The organism is Paraburkholderia diazotrophica (assembly GCF_900108945.1).
Taxonomy (GTDB): Bacteria; Pseudomonadota; Gammaproteobacteria; order Burkholderiales; family Burkholderiaceae; genus Paraburkholderia; species Paraburkholderia diazotrophica.
On the sequence record NZ_FNYE01000003.1, the window covers coordinates 106279 to 126339 of the forward strand.

18 protein-coding genes are annotated in these 20061 nt (G+C 63.0%); 6 read left to right on the plus strand and 12 right to left on the minus strand.

What is annotated here, in order from left to right:
• Nucleotides 1-301 precede the first annotated feature (301 nt).
• The 6 genes from fdhA to hpnN all read right to left on the minus strand — a co-directional run bounded on the left by fdhA (nucleotide 302) and on the right by hpnN (nucleotide 8542).
• Complete coding sequence (gene fdhA, locus BMW76_RS05165) at nucleotides 302-1504, minus strand: formaldehyde dehydrogenase, glutathione-independent (protein ID WP_090863797.1); 1203 nt, start codon at nucleotides 1502-1504, stop codon at nucleotides 302-304.
• A 57-nt stretch (nucleotides 1505-1561) separates the two neighbouring features.
• Nucleotides 1562-2791: a M24 family metallopeptidase gene (locus tag BMW76_RS05170; protein ID WP_090863799.1), complete on the minus strand. Its 1230-nt coding sequence runs from the start codon at nucleotides 2789-2791 to the stop codon at nucleotides 1562-1564.
• Between the two features lie 131 nt (nucleotides 2792-2922).
• Complete coding sequence (locus tag BMW76_RS05175) at nucleotides 2923-4053, minus strand: hybrid-cluster NAD(P)-dependent oxidoreductase (protein WP_090863801.1); 1131 nt, start codon at nucleotides 4051-4053, stop codon at nucleotides 2923-2925.
• A 290-nt stretch (nucleotides 4054-4343) separates the two neighbouring features.
• Nucleotides 4344-4703 carry a hypothetical protein gene (locus tag BMW76_RS41005; RefSeq protein WP_177200310.1) on the minus strand — a complete coding sequence of 120 codons (360 nt, stop codon included), beginning with the start codon at nucleotides 4701-4703 and terminating at the stop codon, nucleotides 4344-4346.
• Between the two features lie 128 nt (nucleotides 4704-4831).
• Complete coding sequence (locus BMW76_RS05185) at nucleotides 4832-5917, minus strand: MlaA family lipoprotein (protein WP_090863803.1); 1086 nt, start codon at nucleotides 5915-5917, stop codon at nucleotides 4832-4834.
• Nucleotides 5918-5923: 6 nt separating this feature from the next.
• Entirely contained in the window at nucleotides 5924-8542 is a 2619-nt protein-coding gene (gene hpnN, locus BMW76_RS05190; RefSeq protein WP_090863805.1) for a hopanoid transporter HpnN, read from the minus strand.
• 187 nt (nucleotides 8543-8729) lie between these two features.
• On the opposite strand from hpnN, the gene BMW76_RS05195 reads away from it, so the two are divergent.
• Complete coding sequence (locus BMW76_RS05195) at nucleotides 8730-9335, plus strand: MlaC/ttg2D family ABC transporter substrate-binding protein (RefSeq protein WP_090863806.1); 606 nt, start codon at nucleotides 8730-8732, stop codon at nucleotides 9333-9335.
• A gap of 117 nt (nucleotides 9336-9452) precedes the next feature.
• Here BMW76_RS05195 and hpnH read toward each other — a convergent pair whose 3' ends face one another.
• Nucleotides 9453-10610, minus strand: a complete 1158-nt coding sequence (hpnH, locus tag BMW76_RS05200; RefSeq protein ID WP_090863808.1) for an adenosyl-hopene transferase HpnH — start codon at nucleotides 10608-10610, stop codon at nucleotides 9453-9455.
• 11 nt (nucleotides 10611-10621) lie between these two features.
• A complete protein-coding gene (gene ispH, locus BMW76_RS05205; RefSeq protein ID WP_090863810.1) occupies nucleotides 10622-11566 on the minus strand; it encodes a 4-hydroxy-3-methylbut-2-enyl diphosphate reductase in 945 nt (314 codons plus the stop codon).
• 459 nt (nucleotides 11567-12025) lie between these two features.
• Here ispH and BMW76_RS05210 point away from each other — a divergent pair, with 459 nt between their 5' ends.
• Both BMW76_RS05210 and BMW76_RS05215 read left to right on the plus strand, forming a co-directional pair.
• Entirely contained in the window at nucleotides 12026-13204 is a 1179-nt protein-coding gene (locus tag BMW76_RS05210; RefSeq protein ID WP_090864309.1) for a glycosyltransferase, read from the plus strand.
• Nucleotides 13201-13872 carry a lytic transglycosylase domain-containing protein gene (locus tag BMW76_RS05215; protein ID WP_090863812.1) on the plus strand — a complete coding sequence of 224 codons (672 nt, stop codon included), beginning with the start codon at nucleotides 13201-13203 and terminating at the stop codon, nucleotides 13870-13872. Before BMW76_RS05210 ends, BMW76_RS05215 begins: the two co-directional genes overlap by 4 nt.
• A 55-nt stretch (nucleotides 13873-13927) precedes the next feature.
• On the opposite strand, the gene BMW76_RS05220 is transcribed toward BMW76_RS05215, so the two are convergent.
• Together BMW76_RS05220 and hpnA are read right to left on the minus strand one after the other, a co-directional pair.
• Complete coding sequence (locus BMW76_RS05220) at nucleotides 13928-14479, minus strand: hypothetical protein (RefSeq protein WP_090863814.1); 552 nt, start codon at nucleotides 14477-14479, stop codon at nucleotides 13928-13930.
• Between the two features lie 108 nt (nucleotides 14480-14587).
• Nucleotides 14588-15598 carry a hopanoid-associated sugar epimerase gene (hpnA, locus tag BMW76_RS05225; RefSeq protein ID WP_090863816.1) on the minus strand — a complete coding sequence of 337 codons (1011 nt, stop codon included), beginning with the start codon at nucleotides 15596-15598 and terminating at the stop codon, nucleotides 14588-14590.
• A 207-nt stretch (nucleotides 15599-15805) separates the two neighbouring features.
• Between hpnA and BMW76_RS05230 the strand changes: the two genes are divergently transcribed.
• Nucleotides 15806-16102: an acylphosphatase gene (locus BMW76_RS05230; RefSeq protein ID WP_090863819.1), complete on the plus strand. Its 297-nt coding sequence runs from the start codon at nucleotides 15806-15808 to the stop codon at nucleotides 16100-16102.
• Between the two features lie 81 nt (nucleotides 16103-16183).
• Here BMW76_RS05230 and egtD read toward each other — a convergent pair whose 3' ends face one another.
• Complete coding sequence (egtD, locus tag BMW76_RS05235) at nucleotides 16184-17164, minus strand: L-histidine N(alpha)-methyltransferase (RefSeq protein WP_090863821.1); 981 nt, start codon at nucleotides 17162-17164, stop codon at nucleotides 16184-16186.
• A gap of 521 nt (nucleotides 17165-17685) precedes the next feature.
• Here egtD and rarD point away from each other — a divergent pair.
• Nucleotides 17686-18576, plus strand: coding sequence for an EamA family transporter RarD (gene rarD, locus BMW76_RS05240; protein ID WP_090864311.1), 891 nt, complete (start codon nucleotides 17686-17688; stop codon nucleotides 18574-18576).
• Nucleotides 18577-18638: 62 nt separating this feature from the next.
• Here the strand turns inward: rarD and BMW76_RS05245 are convergent, their stop codons facing one another.
• Nucleotides 18639-19172, minus strand: coding sequence for an Mpo1 family 2-hydroxy fatty acid dioxygenase (locus BMW76_RS05245; protein ID WP_090863824.1), 534 nt, complete (start codon nucleotides 19170-19172; stop codon nucleotides 18639-18641).
• Nucleotides 19173-19297: 125 nt separating this feature from the next.
• Between BMW76_RS05245 and BMW76_RS05250 the strand changes: the two genes are divergently transcribed.
• Nucleotides 19298-20026 (plus strand): Crp/Fnr family transcriptional regulator, encoded by a 729-nt coding sequence (locus BMW76_RS05250; RefSeq protein ID WP_090863826.1) that lies wholly within the window; start codon nucleotides 19298-19300, stop codon nucleotides 20024-20026.
• Nucleotides 20027-20061 lie beyond the last annotated feature (35 nt).

Here is a 20061-nt window from a genome sequence, read left to right on the forward strand (position 1 = left end):
CACTGTGAGAGCACTGCGACCTGGCAAGCTCCGTCGTCCAATCAACTCCATCTCTGCGGATGAGCGTCGAAGCATATCCGGCCGAAGCGAGCGAAGGCATGGCAGAGCTTGATGGCTGCGCTTTAGCTCAACGCACGGCGCACAGACGACAGGTGATGCGCCAGAACAGATACAAGGTGGCGGAGGTTGCCAGTGAATCCCGTCGGGCTCGGCAAAAAAAAGCCGGTCTCGTGACCGGCTGCAAAACGCTCACGTTGGAAACTTGCAGACGACTTTCGCAGCCGTCGCTATCGGCAATGTATCAGGCTGCGGCTTTCAGAGTGCCATGCGGGTCGATGACGAATTTCTTGGGAACACCCGAATCGAATTCCGCGTAACCGCTGGGCGCCTGGTCGAGTTCGATGACGGTCACGTTGACGACCTCAGCGATATTCAACCGGTCCCATAGAATCGCCTGCATCAGATTCTTGTTGTACTTCATCACCGGGGTCTGGCCGGTGAAGAAAGAGTGCGACTTCGCCCAGCCCAGACCGAAACGCACCGACAGGCTACCATGCTTCGCGGCGGAATCGGCAGCGCCGGGATCGTCGGTCACATACAGGCCCGGGATACCGATCTTGCCAGCGGCCCGCGTGATTTCCATCAGCGAGTTCAGTACGGTGGCAGGTGCCTCGATCTGCGAACCCGAGTGACCATGCCCGCGTGCTTCGAATCCGACGCAGTCGATGGCGCAGTCCACTTCCGGCTCGCCAAGCAGATTGGCAATCTGTTCGGCGAGCGAGGCATCTTCTGAAAGATCGACGGTTTCGAAGCCGACGCGGCGTGCGTGTTCGAGCCGCGTTGGATTGACGTCGCCAACGATGGTGACGGCCGCGCCAAGCAGTCGCGCGGACGCTGCGGCGGCGAGCCCGACTGGGCCTGCACCCGCGACATAAACCGTCGAGCCGGGTCCGACGCCCGCTGTCACCGCACCATGGTAGCCGGTCGGCAGAATGTCCGATAAACAGGTGAGGTCGCGAATCTTCTCCAGGGCACGGTCGCGGTCCGGGAACTTCAGGAGGTTGAAGTCCGCGTACGGCACCATCACGTACTCGGCCTGGCCGCCAATCCACCCGCCCATATCGACGTAGCCATAGGCCCCCCCTGCACGCGCGGGATTCACGTTGAGGCAGACGCCGGTGTTTTGAGCCTTGCACATCGGGCAGCGGCCGCAAGCCACGTTGAACGGGACGGAGACCAGGTCGCCTTTCTGCAACGTCATGACGTCGGAGCCGACTTCAATCACTTCACCAGTTATCTCGTGACCGAGGACGAGCCCCGCGGGCGCCGTTGTCCTGCCTCGAACCATGTGCTGGTCGGAGCCGCAAATGTTCGTGGCGACGACTCTGAGGATGACGCCGTGATTCGCTTTGCGACCAGCGGGGTCTACCAACTCCGGAAATGCGATGCTACGAACCTCGACTTTCCCTGGTCCAACGTAAACGACTCCGCGATTGCCTGACATGCTGTCTCCTGATGTGATGTGCAGATGGAACGCGGATGCGCCCCTGTTCGAAGAGCGTCACAGCCAGTCGGTCTCGAAGCTGCAATCGGTGAGAGAGACGCAACCGTTCTCGGTGAGCACCACCTGCTGCTCGAGCTTCACGCCCTGAGTACCGCCTTCCGCGCCGATATAGCTTTCGACGCACACCGTCATGCCAACTTCGAACAGGCCGTCGTAACCCGCGCTTTCCCAGTCGACCTGGTGCGCAATCGACGGATACTCATCGACCATCCCGATGCCGTGGGCAAGACAGCAATACCGGTTCTTGATGTACTGCTCCGGAATCTTCCATGCCTTTTCCGAGAACTCACGGAATGTCATGCCCGGACGCAGAACGTCCATATTGAAGTGGACCTGCGCGTATGCAAGTTCGTACAGCTTGCGTTGTTCGTCGGAAGGACGGCCGTCACCGACCAGCCAGGTGCGCGAGATATCCGAGCAGTAACCGTTCGGCCCAACCATGTCCGTGTCGAACGCCAGCAGGTCGCCGGCCTGCAATACACGGCTGGAGGATTCGTGCATCCAGGGATTGGTTCGGTCACCGGAGGCGAGCAGCCTGGTTTCAATCCACTCGCCACCGTTCCGGATGTTTTCATAGTGAAGGTTTGCCCAGATATCGTTCTCGGTGAGTCCCGGACGAAGCTCGTGTCGCATGCGCTCGATTCCCTTTTCGGCCGTGCGTAAAGATTCGCCGATTAGAACCAGCTCGCCAGGCGACTTGATCAAGCGGGCGGTCTCCATCAGGGCCTGGCCGTCCAGCAGGGTTATACCGTGCTTCTCCAGACAGGCCGTGCCGAACGGGTCGAGCCGGTCCACTGCCAACAGACCGTCGCCTGGAGCGTGTTTCCGGAACACATCGACTATCTCGGCGGCCCAGGCTTCAGCGCGGCGTTCGGCTCCATGGCCTGCATTGAAGAACGTCCAGCTGAGCGCGCCGCGCAGTTCGACGTTCAGGTCCAGCCCGTCCCATACATGCTCGCTGCTGTGAAACTCCCACGCGACGATGCGACCGTCAGCGAAGACCATGACGTATCTCGCGGGATTGCGGCCCGCCCAGACCTGCATGTTCGACGTGTCGGTCGCGTATCGGATGTTCACCGGGTCGTAGAGCAGAATGGCCGGACATTTGTGCTTGCGCAATTGCTCCTGTACGCGAGCGAGTCGATAAGACCGTACATCGCGGAGCACGCTTTCCTTTCCGCCGGATTCGACTGTGGTACCTGCATCGAAGAGCTGGTCATCCGTCATTCTTTGCTGCTCCTGACATTATCGTGAGTGCGGGGTTGCACGAAGTAACGGGCGGCCCAGGCGGTCGGTTTTTAGGCCGCCGCGCAGTATCCAATGCTGTTTTCGTTTGGCAAAAGAGATGCGAGTGACAGTCAAAGCTCCAGCACCAGGTCAGATGTCGGCCGGCTGCAGCAGAGCAGGCGGAATCCTTTCTGAACTTCTCTATCGCGAATCCCACCTTTGTGATTCATGTCGACTGTGCCTTCGAGCACCTTGGTCTTGCAGGTACCGCATATCCCCTGGCTGCAAGACGACGGGATTGCAACTCCGGCTTTTCTTGCAGCGGAGAGTACTGTCTCCGAAGCACACATCGTGAATGTCTTCGAAGAGCGCGAAAGCTTCACGGTGAAGGTTTCCTGAGCGGCGTCGTTCTCCGGTGCTGCGGCTTCCGGCACAACGGCAGCGGCGAAATCGAAGCTTTCCTGGTGGTAGCGCGCCGGGTCGAGCCCACCCTGATGAAGCAATGCCCGCACGGCGGTCATGTAGCCAGCCGGACCGCACGTGAACACTTCGCGCTCGGCATAGTCGGGCACCCATTCGGACAGGAGTTCCAGGCTGAGTCGACCCGTCGGTTCCGACCAACCTGCTTCATCCCCGATGCCTTCGCACAGAAAGAACGTGCGAAGCCGGGGAGACAGCTCGGCGAGCCGTTGCAGCTCTTTCCGGAAAACGATATCTGCAGGCGTCCTGGCGCTATGAACGAACACGATGTCCCGGTCCAGTCCGAGGTCGATGCTCGCACGTGTCATCGACATCAGCGGCGTAACCCCTGAGCCAGCCGACAGGTATAACGACTTCGCGGCGGGAGCAGTTGTCGGGGTGAAGCTTCCCGATGGGCCGTACGCGCGCAACTGGCTTCCGGGCCTCATGTTGTCGTGAAGCCAGTTCGACATGATGCCGCCCGGCACTCGCTTCACAGTGATGGACAACAGGAAGGGGCGCGTAGGCGGAGAAGAAATCGTGTAGCAGCGCTCGACCGCCTGGCCTTGTACGTTCGCCGAGACAGTCATGAATTGACCCGGTTCGAAACGCACGGGTGAACCATCGCCCACACGGAATTCAAAGCTCTTGACGTCGTGGGTTTCGTCAACCACACGACAGCATGTCAAAGTTTGCTGCTCGCTACTCGCCCAAAGCTTTCCGCCACTTTCCCATGTACTGGCGTTGGACAGTCTGTCTTCGGCTTCCACCGCAGGATCGAACATTCTTTCTACCGGGTTCATAGCATCAAATCTGTTGGGACACCTTGCGCTCATTCGGCTGCCTGTCAGCGCGTGAACTGCTCAAGTGCGTTGTCGTCAATCGTGAAGGCGGGGTGCCGCTCAGCATCGCTGCCGGGCTCGATGCTTCCGCTGTTGCTTCTCTTCGATCGGACTGCCTTCGCTGTGCACTGAGTATTGGTGTGCGATAAATGAGCGTCAATGCGCTTTATTTTCGCCGCGCTATTACATTAAGTTATGCGTCGCGTGGAGGCACTGTCGGCGCGACCAGCAACAGGACGGCAGCATCCGTATCAGGTATCAGATGGATTCAATTCGCTCAGGTCCTCACCGTCGAGGAGTAGACGCAGCGCTTCGGGCAGCCGGTCCAGGTCGGCTTCTCTGCACTCTTTGGAGGTAATGCCAACGGCGCGCTTGAACTTCGTCCCATGTGAGACGCATCTGTGAATCCGGCACCGCACGGCCGCAGGAAGATCCGCTATGCCGACGAGGCGTTCGAGCGCTACAGCGAAAAACTGCGCGCGATGCAGCAGCAACCGGCGATGCTTGAGGCTTCGGAAGACGTCGATGCGGCCGATGCGGTCGATGCGGTCGATGCGGTCGATGCGCTCGATGCGCTCGATGCCGTCGATCAGGAAGCGGACGCTGCGCATTGACGCGCGGCGCGGCGGTTTATCGTCGCTATCCCTCGGCTAGCTGAGTCGGCCATACGAAAAAATCCCCGGCTGGTTGCATGACCAGCCGGGGATTTTTCGCATCGACAGGGACTAAACGAAGCGGCTTATTGCGAAGGGGACTTGTCGGGCGAGGGCGAAGGCGAAGGCGAGGGCGACGCGTCCGGCTGCTTTGCAGGGGGAGCCGCGCCTTGCCCCGGCGCTGCCCCCGACGGGTTCGACATCGAAGGCGCGGGCGTGCCGCCGGTGGGCGCCGTCGTCGAGGCGGGTGCCGGCGCGGACGTGTCGCCCGGATCTTCGTAGTTCGGCAGGCCGTCGTCATTGGCGGGCGGCGTCCGCTTTGCCCCGCCTGCGCCCGACGCGCCTTCCGGCGGCGCGGCGCCCGGCTCCTCGTAGTTCGGCAAGCCCGCGGGCGCCGCACCCGGAACAGTCGACGGCGCCACGCCCGATGCCCCCGAAGGCGCTTCCGCGCCCGAATCCTCGGGCTCGCTATAGTTCGGCAGATTCGAAGCGGGCGCACCGGCGCTGCGCAGCAACGAGCGGCGCTGCTGCGTGTAGGCGTCGCGGACGAACGAATACTTGTCGAGCGCGGCCTGTTCCAGCAGCGTCGTCGCGCCGAGCAGATCCGAACGCACGCTGACGAACTGCAGGAAGTACAGCGGGTACTTGTACTCCGCGTCGAGATACGTCATCGGATTCGCGCGGAAATCGACGAAATAGCCGAGGCCGTCACGGAACGAACTCGGCCCGAAGAGCGGCAGCACCAGATACGGGCCCGACGGCACGCCCCAGCGTCCGAGCGTCAGGCCGAAGTCCTGCTTGTGCTTCGGCAGGCCGGCAGGCGTCGCGAAATCGATCAGGCCGCCGATGCCGAACGTCGAGTTCATCGCAAAGCGCATCAGGCTTTCCGTTGCATCCTTGATGTGCAATTGCAGAAGGCTGTTGGCGAAGTTATCCAGATCGCCGAGGTTCGAGAAGAAGTTGCTGATCGCCTGGCGCAGCGGCTGTGGCGTGACCTTCTGATAGCCCTTCGCGATCGGCACGGCGACGGTGCGATCGAGTGCATCGTTGAACGTGAAAATCGCGCGGTTCATCGGCTCGAGCGGGTCCCCGGGCTTCCGGTCCGGTCCCGTTGCACACCCCGTCGCAAAACTCGCGGCGGCCAGCGCCAGCGCGGCTGTTCGCATCTTCATGCGGCTCTATCCTTGTTGTTTCTTCAGTGCGCGGCGAGCGCGCGGTTTGCCCATCAATACCGGCTGAAATACCACAGCGCCCGTCAGCGTGCAGACAAGGGACAGCGCAAGCAGCCGTCCCATGCTCGATGTGCCTGGATGGTGCGACAGCCACAGACTGCCGAACGCCGTCGCCGTGGTCGCCGCGCTGAACAGCACGGCATGCGTGAGACTCGATTGCAGCAGGCCCGTCTGTCCCCGGCGCCATGCCATCACGAAATAGATCTTGAACGCCACGCCGACGCCGAGCATCAGCGGCAACGCGATGATATTCGCGAAGTTCAGCGGCATGTCAAAGGCGACGCATAACTCCAGCGTGACGATAGCCGACACCAGCAGCGGCACGAGCGTGCGCAGCACGTCGCCGAACCGGCGCAGCGTGAGCCATAGCAGCACGGTGATCGACAGGATGGCCCACGCGGCTGCCTGCAGGAACGCCGTGATGATCACGTTCGCCGAATGCAGGATCGAGATCGGCCCGCCGATTGCACCGGGCTCCGCCGTCTTCACGGCCTTCGCGAAGTTGCGCAGCATCACGTCGTCGCCGGGATCGGTGCCGGGCGGCACCTTCGGCGAAATCTCGACGAGCGCCTGGCCCGTCTTCGACACCCAGCTGTCCGCGATGTCCTTCGGCACGTTCTCGCGCGTGATTTCCGACGGCTGCAGCAAGGTCGTCAGCTGGTTCAGCGAGATCTTCAGCGGCACCGACATCGCGCGTTCAGCGCGGTCGCGCGTCGAGACGTCGGCGTTCGCGAGCTTCATCAGCGTATCCGACAGATGCTTCGCTTCGGCCGCGCCGGGGCCGGGATGATCCTCGGAGGCGAGCGCGAGCTGGTTTGCGCAGCGTTTCAACGCGGCGACGCGCACGGCATCCGTGGCGGGCGGCGCGGGCTTTTGCGTGAGCGCGGGCAACAGCTGCTGGGCGGCCGCCGAAATCAGCGCGAGCTTTTGCGGCTGGTCGGGCGGAATGTACGTGGAAAGCGTCGTCGTGCGGCCGACTTGCGGCAGCTTCGAGAGCCGCGCGGCGATCGCGTCGGCGGCCGCCAGCGAAGGCGCGAGCGCGCGCACGTTGTTGACGGCGGCTTCGGGCGCGTCGTTGAGCGAGATCAGCGTCGCCATCGACTCCGTGTTCGGGTCCTTGAGATGCAGCGGATTGAAGTCGAAGCGCAGATGCAGCAGCAGCGGCGATGCACCGATGATCGCCACGGCCGTCGCGATCAATACGGGCGTGCGGTTGCGGTCGAGAAAGTCGTCGACGGGGGCGAGGAACTTGAAGCCCGGCGACTCGGGCTCGCCCGGCGGATTGAGCACCTTGATGAGCGCGGGCAGCAGCGTCATGTTGGTCACGTACGCGACGAACATGCCGACGCCCGCGATCTTGCCCAGCTCCGACACGCCGCGATAGGCCGTCGGCAGGAACGAAAAGAAGCTCTCGGCGACGGCGACGGCGGCGAGGGTCAACGGCACGCCGATGCTGTAAGCGGTGTGAATGAGCGCCGCCGCGAGCCGGTCGTCGCGATTGCGCTCCTCGCGATACTTCACGCCGAACTGCACGCCGAAATCGACGCCAAGCCCGACGAACAGCACCATGAACGCGACGGAAATCATGTTCAGCGCGTCGACCATCATCAGGCCGAGCGCGGCCGTGATCGCGAGGCCCACGAACAGCGTGACGAACACGGCGAAGATCAGGCGTCCCGAGCGCAGCGCGAGCCACAGAATGCCGAGCACGACGAAGAACGTCGCAATGCCGTTGATCTCCGCGCCGTCCTGCACCGATGCGAACTCCTCATCGGCGAGCGGCTGTTCGCCCGTCAGCCGGATGTGCGCGCCGTACTGCGTATTGAGATCGAGCGATGCAGCCGTCTTGCGAATCTCTTCCGACGCATGCGCGCCCGCTTGCAGCGCCGCGTAGTTGACGACGGGCTGTACCACGATGAACGCGCGCGCGGGCACCTTCGCCGCGTCCTTGTCGACGAGCGCGCGCCACGAGAATACGGCGGGCTCGTTGGCGAGCACGTGATCGATCACGGTCGCGCTGCGCGACAGCAGGTTCCTCATGTCGGCGAGCTTCACCTGGCCGATCTGCAGCGGCAGCAGCAGGCTCGTTGTCAGCGTCCCTGCAAGACCCGTCAGACTCGGATCGTGCGCGAGCGAGTTGATGAGGGGACGTGCCTTGACGAGTTGCCCGGTCGTCGATTGCACTTCGCTGACGGAAGGAAACAGCAAGCCGTTCTTTTCGAAGAACGGTCCGCTGCCCGGTTGCGATACCGAGACGAACTCCTTCGTTTCCTTTTGCAGTTCCGTGGCGAGCGTGTTGGCGGCGGCGTTCGCGTATTCGGGCGCGCCCGCCTCGACGACGACGAGCAGCGTTTGTCCGCGATCGGGGAAGGCTTTGTCGATCTGCTTTTCCAGCGCGGACCATTGCGCATCGTTCTCAACGAGACGGCTGGTGTCGGTATTGATCTTGAAGTGATGAACGACGTAAATGGCGCTCAGCACGGCGAGTACGAGCGACAGCCCGATGACCTGCAGCGGACGGCGCACCGACCAGACAACGAGGCGAACGATTGAGGACTTCAGCATGTACGCGAGCGGGACCTAGTCAGATTGGTGTTATTGGCCGAGGGCACAAGTATACCGACGCGGCCGACGCAAGGTCGCGTAAGCGAACGCAGTGCGGACCGTCAAAGCCGGTATACTGGCCCGTACCCCCGCGGCGGAAGCGGCCTGTTCCGCGCGGGGTCATTCTTTTAACTGTCCCGATGAGCGTATGAAACGTTATATCTCTGCTTTTCTGGCAGCCGCCGTGGTTTCCACCGCGGCTTTCGCACAAAGCGCGCCTGATGCGATCGTGAAGAGCGCGGTCGAAGGCACGGTCAATGCGATGAAGGCCGACCCGCAGGCACGCGGTGGCGACATGAAGAAGATCACGCAAGTAGTCGAGTCGCATTTCGTGCCCGCGACGAACTTTCAGCGCACGACGCGCATCGCAGTCGGTAAAGCCTGGAGCACCGCGACGCCCGAACAGCAAAAACAACTGTATGAGCAATTCACGAAGCTGCTCGTCGGTACTTATGCCGCATCGCTGTCGCAACTGCGCGATCAGGACGTGAAGTTCCGCTTCCAGCCGGCGAACGCGTCGGCCGATGCAAAAGACACCGTCGTTCAGTCCCACGTGCTGAGCAACGGCGGCGACGATTCGATCGACTACCGCCTGGAAAAAACGGCGAACGGGTGGAAGATTTACGACATCAACATGATGGGCGCGTGGCTGATCCAGGTGTATCAGACGCAGTTCCAGGAGCAGCTGTCGAAGGGCGGCATCGACGGTCTGATCAAGTTTCTCACGCAGCACAATGCACGGAGCGCCGGCTGACGGCAGACTCGATCGCGTAGCTTCGCGCGTCACATAAGGCACAAACAGCAAGGCACAAACAGAAAGAGCGCAACGGTTTGAACCGTTGCGCTCTTTTTCATTCGGCCTGGATCAGCTTCAGTTCAACGCGGCTGCCGAGGTCTGCACCTTCTTGCCAGTGCCGGCGCGCTTGATCTCGTCGAGCTTGATCTCGACGTGACGCGAGAACACGTATTCGGCGGGACGCTGCCTGTCGAGCGGAATGTCCTTCGCGAATTCGCCCGTCGTCCGCGCGCCAGTCAGGCTGACCTTGAACGCCTTCAGCGGATGCGAGACCGTATCCATCACGGCCGTCGCTTCGAAGCCGCAATGGACCATGCAGTCCGCGCACTTCTCGTAGTTGCCCGTGCCGTACTTGTCCCAGTCGGTGGTTTCCATCAGCTCCTTGAAGGTCTTCACGTAACCTTCGCCGACCAGATAGCACGGCTTCTGCCAGCCGAACACGGTGCGCGCCGGGTTGCCCCACGGCGTGCATTCGTACGTCTGGTTGCCGGCCAGGAAGTCGAGGAACAGGCTCGACTGGCTGAACGACCACTTCTTGCCGTTGTCGCCGCGCTTGAAGATTTCGCGGAACAGCTGCTTGGTCTTTTCGCGGTTCAGGAAGTGCTGCTGGTCGGGCGCGCGCTCATACGCATAGCCCGGCGACACCGTGATGCCGTCCACACCCATCGGGCCGACCGTGTCGAAGAACGCGGCGACGCGTTCCGGCACGGCGTCGTTGAACAGCGTGCAGTTGATGTTCACGCGGAAGCCGCGGCGCTTGGCTTCCTTGATGGCCGCGACGGCCTTGTCGTACGTGCCGTCCTGCGAGACCGAGTGGTCGTGCATTTCGCGGTCGCCATCCAGGTGCACCGACCAGACGAAGTACGGATTCGGCTCGTAGTCGTCCATCTTCTTTTCCATCAGCAGCGCGTTCGTGCACAGGTACACGAACTTCTTGCGCGCCATGATGCCCTTGACGATCTCCGGCATCTCCTTGTGCAGGAGCGGCTCGCCGCCCGCGATTGAGACGACGGGTGCGCCGCATTCGTCGACGGCTTCGAGGCATTCGGCCAGCGACAGACGTTGGTTGAGGATGGGATCGGGGTAATCGATCTTGCCGCAGCCGTTGCACGCGAGGTTGCAGCGGAACAGCGGCTCGAGCATCAGCGCGAGCGGATAGCGCTTGTTGCCCTTCAGGTGCTGACGCATGATGTACGCGCCAACCCGGACTTTTTGCAGCATCGGAATAGACAAATCGTCCTCCTTTAAACTTCGCGTGCAGCGAGTGGTTGCGTCAGTTTCGACGGCAACTTGAATTCAACTTTTTCTTCACGTCCCGCCATCGTCGTCACGTCGACGGGGCCCAGTGTGCGAAGCGCATCAATGACGTTCTCGACCATTTCTTCCGGCGCCGACGCGCCCGCCGTCAGGCCGACCGTTCCGACGCCTGCGAACCATTCCGGCTTGAGCTCGGAACCGTCGGCGACGAGGTAGCTGGGCACGCCCGATTCGCTGCCGATTTCGCGCAGGCGGTTCGAATTCGAGCTGTTCGTTGCGCCCACCACCAGCAACACGTCCACCTGCGAGCTGAGCTCGCGCACGGCGGCCTGGCGGTTTTGCGTCGCGTAGCAGATATCGCGCGTATCGGGACCGACGATATCCGGGAAACGGCGCTTCAACGCATCGATGATGCCGCGCGTGTCGTCCACCGAAAGCGTAGTCTGCGTGACGTAGGCAAGCGCCGTATCGACAGGCAGCTCCAGCTTTGCGACGTCGGCTTCGCTTTGCACCAGCAGCACAGGCCCCGGAATCTGGCCGATCGTGCCTTCCACTTCGGGATGGCCCGCGTGGCCGATCAGGATCAGCGTGCGGCCCGCCGCAACATATTGCCGTCCTTGCACATGCACCTTGGTCACGAGCGGGCAGGTGGCGTCCAGCACATCCAGACCACGCGCTTGCGCGTCACGTTCTACGCTTTGAGCAACACCGTGGGCACTGAAAATCGCAACCGCGCCCTGCGGCACTTCATCGAGCTCTTCGACGAAACGCGCGCCTTTGCGGCGAAGATTATCGACCACGTGCCTGTTGTGGACGATCTCGTGACGCACATAAACAGGTGCGCCATGTTGCTGCAAAGCGCGATCGACAATCTCGATCGCCCTCACGACTCCCGCACAAAAGCCGCGGGGTTGGGCAAGGATGACTCGCATAGGCTGGCGAACTCCGACTGACGCGGGTTTCCGGCCAGATCGGTAAAAAGGACCTGTTCGCCGCGTCTGTATAGTTAATTGTCTTAAATCCGACGAAAGTCGATACTCGAGACCAAACGCGCATTCTAACGCTATCGCCGTTTGTTTGCTTTTTTGACGCTTTGTACTGTGGCGTTTCGCGTGGCAAAAATGACTCGCTGCACCAGATGGCGTGAACCCTTAAACTAGCGGGCCTCGCGGCGCGAGGCGCACGCAGCGCAACATTTGCGCGCAGGTTTTGAATTTTCTGCGACATCTCTACCAGATGGCGCATTCTTGAACGTATCGAACAAGCCAGCTATCACATATTCGGTGGCTGGCCAGCGCTCGTTTTCCACGATTGGCGCGTCGTCGCGGCGGGTGTTGCCGCGCGCGTCCGCAACCGCGCATCGCAGCGCGGCTTCCAAAGAGGGGCAATGCATGATTGCGGCGGTTCTGTTTCTGTTGGCGTGTCTCTCGCTCCTGATCTGGTGTGTGCTGCTGTTCGCGCGCGGCGGCTTCTGGCGCGCGCATCCTGCCGCGCCGCTCGCGCCCGGCACGCGCGATACGTGGCCTGGCGTCGCAGCCGTGGTGCCGGCGCGCAACGAGGCGGACGTGATCGCGCGGGCTGTCACGTCGTTGCTCGCGCAGGACTATCCGGGCGAGTTTCATGTGATCGTCGTCGATGACCATAGCACCGACGGCACCGCCGACGCCGCCCGTGCCGCCGCGCTCGCGCTCAGGTGTCCGGACCGGCTGACGGTGATCGGCGCGAAGCCGCTGCCGACAGGCTGGTCGGGCAAGGTATGGGCGCAGTCGCAGGGCATCGAGGCCGTGCGGACGCTCGGCTACGTGCCCGAGTATCTGCTGCTCACCGACGCCGACATCGGCCATCCCGACGACGCGCTCACGCAACTCGTGATGCGCGCCGACGCAGAAAAGCGCGATCTCGTCTCGCTGATGGTCCGCCTGCGCTGCGATTCGTTCTGGGAAAAGGCGCTGATTCCCGCCTTCGTGTTCTTCTTCGCGAAGCTCTACCCGTTCTCGTGGGTCAACAATCCGCGCAATCGCACGGCCGGGGCGGCGGGCGGCTGCATGCTGGTACGCCGCACGGCGCTGGAAGAAGCGGGCGGCATCGAATCGATTCGCGCGGAACTGATCGACGATTGCAGCCTCGCCGCGCGCATCAAGCATCGCGGCGAGGGGCGTCACCCGATCCGTCTGGACGTGGCGGCGCATAGCGTGTCGCTGCGCCCTTACGACAGCTGGCGCGAGATCTGGAACATGATCGCGCGCACCGCATTTACGCAGCTGCGCTATTCGGCGTGGCTGCTCGCGGGCACGCTGCTCGGCATGACGATCATTTATCTGGTGCCGCCCGTCGTCGCCATCGTGCTCGGACCGAAGGGCTGGCCCGCCTGGCTCGCGTGGGCGGCGATGTGCTGCGCGTATGCGCCGATGCTGCGCTACTACAACCGCTCGCCGCTGTGGGCGCCGTTCCTGCCGCTCGTCGCGCTGTTCTATGTCAGCGCGACGTTCGGCTCCGCCGTGCGCTACTGGCGCGGCAAGGGCGGCCAGTGGAAGGCGCGCGTGCAGGCGCCCGCCGGGTCGAATCAATGAGACGGCTCGTCTGCCTGATCGTGCTGTCGCTGGGCCTCATGCAGGCCGCGCTGGCGGACGACCAGACCGGCCACGACCACATGTCCGCGTATCTGCGTCAGAAATTCGGCCTCGCAAAGGAGAAGGCCGAGCAGATCTCGAACGCAGTGCGCGCCGCATCGGAAAAGTATGCGCTCCCGCCCGCACTGATTCTGGCGATCATCTCGATCGAATCGCGCTTCAAGGAAAAGGCCAAGGGCGGCAACGGCGCGACGGGGCTGATGCAGGTCGTGCCCGGCGCGCACAGGCGGATGCTGAAAGACGTGAAGGATCTGACCGATCCGGAGACCAACATCGAAGTTGGCTCGGCGATTCTGTACGGCTACGTGAAATCGGCGGGCGGCGATATGAATGCCGCGTTGAAGAGCTATGGCGGGTCGCAGGCGTACGCGGAGAAGGTCAATGGCCGCGTGAAGACGTTCGCGGACGTGCTGGACGCCGAGGCGGCCGCGGCATCGGGCGCGGACCAGCCGCTGCCGTCGCGCGACGGCGGCTGTGATGCGCGCTGGACGTCGCTGTGTATCGGGCCCGTCGTCTATGTGAGCCCCGTGGACGATGCCGCCGACAAGCCCAGCGTTTCGCAGCGCGCATCCAGCCTGCTCAATTCACTGCTGCCGCATTCGCACTGAACGGGCGCGACGAAACGAAGCGCGCGGCCGACGGATCGACGAGCCGCCGCGCGCATCACTTCTGCGTGAGCATCATGTACATCTGGATGACCATGTCCGGCGAGAACTGGAACGGCACCCAGCCGTGACCCGTGTGACGCAGCACCAGCAGACGGTCGCCGTTCGATTGTTTCTGCACGGCCATCACCGGATTCTTCGTCGAGACGAAACGCCAGCCGGCGGGCAGATTCGGCGGGACTTCGGGCTCCATCGACGCGCGCGCGTTCGACAGTTCCTCGACCAGCTGACCGACCTGCGACGGATGCAGCGTGACCGACTTGCCGCCGATCGTCATCGTGATTTCGTTCTGGCTCGGACGTTCGATATGCAGCGTCGGCTTTTCGTCGGCAGCCGCTGCATCGGCTTCCCGCGGCTCGTCGGCTCGTGCTTCAGCCGCAGTTTCCGAAGTCTGCGAAGTTTGCGCGGTTTCGATGGGCGCTTCGACGGCGGCGGCCGCTGCTTCGACGGCGGAAGAGGCGGCCTCGACCTGTTGCCGGGACGTCGTGAAAGCCTGAATCAGCTGATCGACGCCCGTTTCGAGCGCGCCAATCTGTTCGTGAAGGTTCATGCGTAGTTCTCTGGTAAGACCCGCGATTTTACCTTCTGCGCGCCGACGTTAAACTTCGTGTCGGCATCGAGTTGTAACAAAGCGTACGTGCAGATCGCCGCGTCTGCATCACGTCTTCAGATAACCCGCGTCGCGGAACCAGTCGAGCGCATCGCGCAGTCCCTCGCGATACGGCCGCGCGCGATAGCCGAGTTCGCGCTCGGCTTTCGCGGACGTGAAGTACATCTTGTTCTTCGACATCTTCAATCCGTCGACGGTCACGAACGGCTCGCGCTTCGTGAACTTCGCGACGGCTTCCGCGCCCATCGCGAGCGGATACAGCGGCCAGCGCGGCAACGCGATGGTCGGCGGCTTGCGCCCGACGATGCCTGCGATATCGGCGAGCATCTGTTGCAGCGGCAGATTCTCGCCGCCGAGGATATAGCGTTCGCCGATCTTGCCGCGTTCGAGCGCAAGGAAATGGCCCATCGCGACGTCATCGACGTGCACGAGGTTCAGCCCCGTATCGACGAACGCGGGAATCTTGCCGAGCGCCGCTTCGACGATGATGCGGCCTGTCGGCGTCGGCTTCACGTCGCGCGGGCCGATGGGCGTCGACGGATTGACGATGACGGCGGGCAGCCCGTCGTTCGCGATCATCCGTTCGACCGCGCGCTCTGCGCGCACCTTGCTGCGCTTGTACACGCCGATCGCCTGCTGCGGCGTCATCGGCGAGGTTTCGTCGACCGACTGGCCCGAGCTCGTCACCTTTAGCGTCGCGACGCTGCTGGTGTACACGATGCGCTCGACGCCTTCTTTCAGCGCGGCGCGCATCGTCGCTTCCGTGCCTTCCAGATTCGAGCGTTCGATTTCATTCGGGTCGGGCGCCCACAGCCGATAATCCGCCGCGACGTGCAGCAGATAGCGCGCGCCGCGCAGCGCCGCGCGCATCGACGCTTCGTCCCGCATGTCGCCGACGGCGATCTCCGCGTCGAGCGATTCGACGTTGCGGCGCGGACTCGTCGGACGCACGAGCACGCGCACCGCGAAGCCCTTTTGCTGCGCGATGCGCGCGACAGCCGAGCCGACGAAACCGGATGCGCCGGTGACGAGTACGAGATCGCGAGTCTGATCGGTCATTGCCTGCTGGTTCCCTTTTGCCGTTTTCTCTGTTGTTGCCCGAATGGCTGCGCGAATGGCGTATCGCAGAGGTCGGATTGTACGTGTTGCGCTTGAAGGACTGTCGATGGCGCGCGTCGTGCTCGCGTGCCCGTCAGCAAGCAAAGCCCACGCGGCGCGACTAGAATGCCCGCGTGAACGCATGGAAACGCATAAGGAGGTGAGAGCATGTCCGGCACGGATCTCGATTCGCGGCTCGAAACGTATTACGTGCGCGTGCGCGGCATGGTGCAGGGCGTTGGTTTTCGTCACGCGACTGTGCGCCAGGCGCATGCGCTAGGTATCCGCGGATGGGTGGCGAACCTGGAGGACGGTTCCGTCGAAGCGATGCTGCAAGGGCCGGCAAATCAGGTCGACCGGATGCTGTCATGGCTGCGTCACGGGCCGCCGGCGGCGCGCGTCACGGAAGTGACAGGCGAAGAGCGCGCGAGCGACAAGCGTTTCGAACGCTTCGAGCAGCACTGACGCGTACGAAGCACGCGAATCACTTGAATGAATGAAGCAGAAAAAAGCGCGCGGCACCGCGCGCTTTTTCATGCTGACGTATCAGCGCGCCACCAGCAGGCTCTCTGCAAACCCCCAGTCGCGCTCGATCCATTGATGGCTGCACACGAAGCCCGCGTCGTCGGCGATTGCATGCAGTTCTTCCGCACGGTACTTGTGGCTGCTTTCCGTCCAGATCGTCTCGCCTTCCTCCAGTTCGACCGACAGCTTCGCCGCGCGCACCTGCGCGCTCACATGCCGTTTTGCGCGCAGATGCATTTCGACGCTGCGTACGTCCGCGTTGAAGCGCGCGACGTGCTCGAACGCGTCGAGTGGAAAGTCGCCATCCAGCTCGCGATTGATCCGCGCAAGCAGGTTCAGATTGAACGCGGCCGTCACGCCGATGGGATCGTCATACGCGGCAATCAGCACGGGCACCGGCTTTTCGAGGTCGGTGCCGAGCAGCAGCGCATCGCCGGGCGCGAGCATGTTGCGGATGTCGCGCAGAAAACGCGTGGCGGCAAGCCTGCCGAAGTTGCCGATCGTGCTGCCGAGAAACAGCACGAGCAGCGGCTCGTCCTTGGCGCGGCGCTTGCTCACTTCGGCGAGCCCCGCGAGATAGTCGCGCTCGTAGCCGACGATGGAGATGCGTTCGATGTCACCGAGTTCGCGGCGACATAATTGCAAAGCGGTGCGCGAAATTTCAATCGGGCAGTAAGAAGTGGGACGCTTTTTACACAGCGCTTCGAGGATGCGGCGCGTCTTGCGGCCGCTGCCGCTGCCCAGTTCCGCGACGATTGCATCGTGCGGCAACTGCGCGACGATATCGGTCGCGTGCTGTGCGAGCAGGCGTTCTTCGGCGCGCGTGACGCCGTATTCGGGCAGCGCGGTGATGACTTCGAAGAGCGCCGATCCCACTTCATCGTACAGGTACTTCGACGGCAATTCCTTCTGAGGCTGCTTGCTGAGGCCAGCGCGGACGGCAGCGGCAAACTCCGGCGATACGTCGTGCGACAGATGATGCGATACGGCTGGCTGAGTCATGTTGGCTCCGTGTTGGCTCGTTTCCAGTGATGACTTGAGGACTGCGGAAAGCAGATACGTTGGAGTGAGTGGACCGGCCTGCGTTCATGCGAGGCTAGCGTGAGCGCGTTCGATGACCGGGGCGTGTCTGCGTTCTCACGTCTGTGAAGCAGATTGAAAGCCGCGTGCTGGCGGCGTTAAACGTCACAATCAAGCAAGAACCGCGCACGAGCGGCGCACGACCTGAACAGGAGCGCGCCCGTCATTCCACCGAAGATTCGCCGACATCACGCGGCGTTGAGATCGAGTTAGGTTTTATAGTCCATCGTGCGTGAATATGCACGCAGGCATTTCGGCCAAAAACGCGCCCCGTGGCGCGTGCAACCGTCTAGAATGCGCGCTTCACGCGATGGCCGCGTTCCACATTCAGGGACACGCGCGCCGCGCAGTTAAAACAAGACTTAAACAATGGACGACATCACTCGCGCAATCGAGCCCCGCCTCGCGTCTTGCACGCATCACCTTTCGAAGTGGACGCGCCGATGAACGCATATCAACCGGGGCGCGGCATCGCGTTGTCCGTGACGGCATCGATGCTGTTTGCGCTGATGTCTGTGTACGCGAAGCTGCTGACACCGCTGACAGGGCTCGACATCTTCGCGTGGCGCGTGATCTGGACCGTGCCCGGCGCTCTCATATTGATTGTCCTGCGCTCGCGGCTGCCGCAGTTGCGCGCGCTCGTGCAGCGCGCGTTCAGCGAGCCGCGCACGGCGTTCGCGCTGGCCGTCAGCGCCGCGCTGCTGGGCGTGCAGCTGTGGGTGTTTCTATGGGCGCCGCTGCACGGACGGATGCTCGAAGTGTCGCTCGGCTATTTCCTGTTGCCATTGACGATGGTGCTCGTCGGCCGCTTCTACTATCACGAGCGGCTGGAGCCGCTGCAATGGCTCGCCGTCGCCTGCGCGGCGCTCGGCGTGCTGCACGAGCTATGGGTGACGCGCGCGTTCTCGTGGCCGACGCTGCTGGTCGCGCTCGGTTATCCGCCGTATTTCGTGCTGCGTCGCAAGATCAACGCCGATTCGCTGACGGCCTTCGCGCTCGAAGTGTCGTTGATGCTGCCGTTCGCGCTCGCGATGGCGCTCAACGGCGGCTCGCTCGCACTGCTGTCGGGGCGCATCGACATGTGGCTGTTGCTGCTGCCCGGCCTCGGCGCGCTGAGTACGGTCGCGCTCGCGTCGTATCTGAAGGCGAGCCGTCTGTTGCCGATGGCGCTCTTCGGCATCCTCGGCTATGTGGAGCCCGTATTGCTCGTGATCGTGTCGGTGACGCTGCTCGGCGAGACGTTGACAGCTCAACAGCTTGCCACCTATGTGCCGATCTGGATCGCCGTCGGATTGACGGCGCTGCATAGCGTGCGTCTGCTCGCGCCGGGTTGAATCGCTGCGCCTGCTTGGTTGCGCCGCGCTCGTGCGCGTGCGATGTCATCCGATCGCGGCGCTCATGCGTGGCCGCGCGCGGCGTTGATGCGCGTCGGACCGGCTTTCGCTTCGATTGCATCGCGCAATGCCGGGCGCCATCCGAACGCAAACAGCGCTTCGGCGAGCACGAACAGCGGCCCGATCACGAGACCGATCAGATCGTCGACGAATGCGGGCTTGCGATGTTCATATGCGGCGTGTCCCACGAACTGGATGATCCAGCCCACGACGAAGAGACCGGCGCCCGACGCGAGCCATGAAAGCGTCGGCTGCGCGGCGAGCCAGGCGCCGCACGCGAGGCACAACGCGTAAAGGACGGCCATCATCATAGCGAGCGGCACGTCGAGCGCTATGTAGAAGGCCACGCTCAGCACGACCAGCGCCAACGCCGGCGATACCGGGAACGGCAGCGCTGCAAACGTCCACGCGGGCCGGCTCAACAGCACGGCGAGCGCCAGAACGATCATCGGAATGCCGACGAAGTGGGTTGCGATGTTGCGGCGATCGCGGTGATAGGCTGCGTATTGCGCAAGCTGGTCAGTGAGCGTTCTCATGGATGCCCGTCCTCGTTGAAAGTCATCATAATCGCGGTCGGCGGGCCGCAACACATTCGGCTAGCCGACAATCCCGCCTTTCAGACCGACCCAACCGACCCAACCGACGGACCGCGCTTCGAACGATGACGCCAGAGATTCCATCGAACCCGCCCGAACTTGTCGCGCTGCTCGAACGCAGCGCGTGGTTTCGCGGCGCGCCCGATGCGCTGCGTATGCAACTGCTCGAACTCGGGCGCACGCGGCGGCTGTCGGCGGGCCAGCGCCTCTTTAGTCGCGACGATGCCGACGACGGCTTCTATTGCGTGCTCGACGGCCTGATGCGGATTGGCGCGGCGAGCGCGGCCGGCAACGAAGCGTTGCTCGCCGTGATCGAGCCGGTGAACTGGTTTGGCGAGATCGCGCTATTTGACGGCCAGCCGCGCACGCACGACGCCTATGCGGAGCGCGATACGCTGCTGTTCCATGTGCCGCGCGCGGCGCTTTCGTCGATGCTCGAACGCCATCCCGCGTTCTGGCATGCGTTCGGTCTGCTGCTGACGCACAAGCTGCGCCTCGCATTCGATGCGATCGAAGAGGCCGCGCTATTGCCCGCTGCGCAACGCATCGCGCGGCGGCTATTGCTGATGGCAGGCGGATATGGCGACGCGGGCACGCTGCGGCGCGTGCTGAAAGTGCCGCAGGAAGACCTCGCGATGATGCTCGCGCTGTCGCGTCAAACCACGAATCAGATCTTGCGGCAGTTCGAAACGCAAGGCGCGCTCGCGCTGCGCTATGCCGAGATCGAGATCGTCGACGCGCAGAAGCTGAGCGCGTTTGCTGCGTCGACGGATAGCTGGGCGGCGCGTAGCTGAGCGGTTGCCGCGCAGCGTTGACGGGCGCCGATCGC

Bases quoted from the DNA above. Each gene is read 5' to 3' on its own strand.
- fdhA (WP_090863797.1), bottom strand. From the start codon at position 1,504: ATGTCAGGCAATCGCGGAGTCGTTTACGTTGGACCAGGGAAAGTCGAG.
- BMW76_RS05170 (WP_090863799.1), bottom strand. From the start codon at position 2,791: ATGACGGATGACCAGCTCTTCGATGCAGGTACCACAGTCGAATCCGGC.
- BMW76_RS05175 (WP_090863801.1), bottom strand. From the start codon at position 4,053: ATGAACCCGGTAGAAAGAATGTTCGATCCTGCGGTGGAAGCCGAAGAC.
- BMW76_RS41005 (WP_177200310.1), bottom strand. From the start codon at position 4,703: ATGCGCAGCGTCCGCTTCCTGATCGACGGCATCGAGCGCATCGAGCGC.
- BMW76_RS05185 (WP_090863803.1), bottom strand. From the start codon at position 5,917: ATGAAGATGCGAACAGCCGCGCTGGCGCTGGCCGCCGCGAGTTTTGCG.
- hpnN (WP_090863805.1), bottom strand. From the start codon at position 8,542: ATGCTGAAGTCCTCAATCGTTCGCCTCGTTGTCTGGTCGGTGCGCCGT.
- BMW76_RS05195 (WP_090863806.1), top strand. From the start codon at position 8,730: ATGAAACGTTATATCTCTGCTTTTCTGGCAGCCGCCGTGGTTTCCACC.
- ispH (WP_090863810.1), bottom strand. From the start codon at position 11,566: ATGCGAGTCATCCTTGCCCAACCCCGCGGCTTTTGTGCGGGAGTCGTG.
- BMW76_RS05210 (WP_090864309.1), top strand. From the start codon at position 12,026: ATGATTGCGGCGGTTCTGTTTCTGTTGGCGTGTCTCTCGCTCCTGATC.
- BMW76_RS05215 (WP_090863812.1), top strand. From the start codon at position 13,201: ATGAGACGGCTCGTCTGCCTGATCGTGCTGTCGCTGGGCCTCATGCAG.
- BMW76_RS05220 (WP_090863814.1), bottom strand. From the start codon at position 14,479: ATGAACCTTCACGAACAGATTGGCGCGCTCGAAACGGGCGTCGATCAG.
- hpnA (WP_090863816.1), bottom strand. From the start codon at position 15,598: ATGACCGATCAGACTCGCGATCTCGTACTCGTCACCGGCGCATCCGGT.
- BMW76_RS05230 (WP_090863819.1), top strand. From the start codon at position 15,806: ATGTCCGGCACGGATCTCGATTCGCGGCTCGAAACGTATTACGTGCGC.
- egtD (WP_090863821.1), bottom strand. From the start codon at position 17,164: ATGACTCAGCCAGCCGTATCGCATCATCTGTCGCACGACGTATCGCCG.
- rarD (WP_090864311.1), top strand. From the start codon at position 17,686: ATGAACGCATATCAACCGGGGCGCGGCATCGCGTTGTCCGTGACGGCA.
- BMW76_RS05245 (WP_090863824.1), bottom strand. From the start codon at position 19,172: ATGAGAACGCTCACTGACCAGCTTGCGCAATACGCAGCCTATCACCGC.
- BMW76_RS05250 (WP_090863826.1), top strand. From the start codon at position 19,298: ATGACGCCAGAGATTCCATCGAACCCGCCCGAACTTGTCGCGCTGCTC.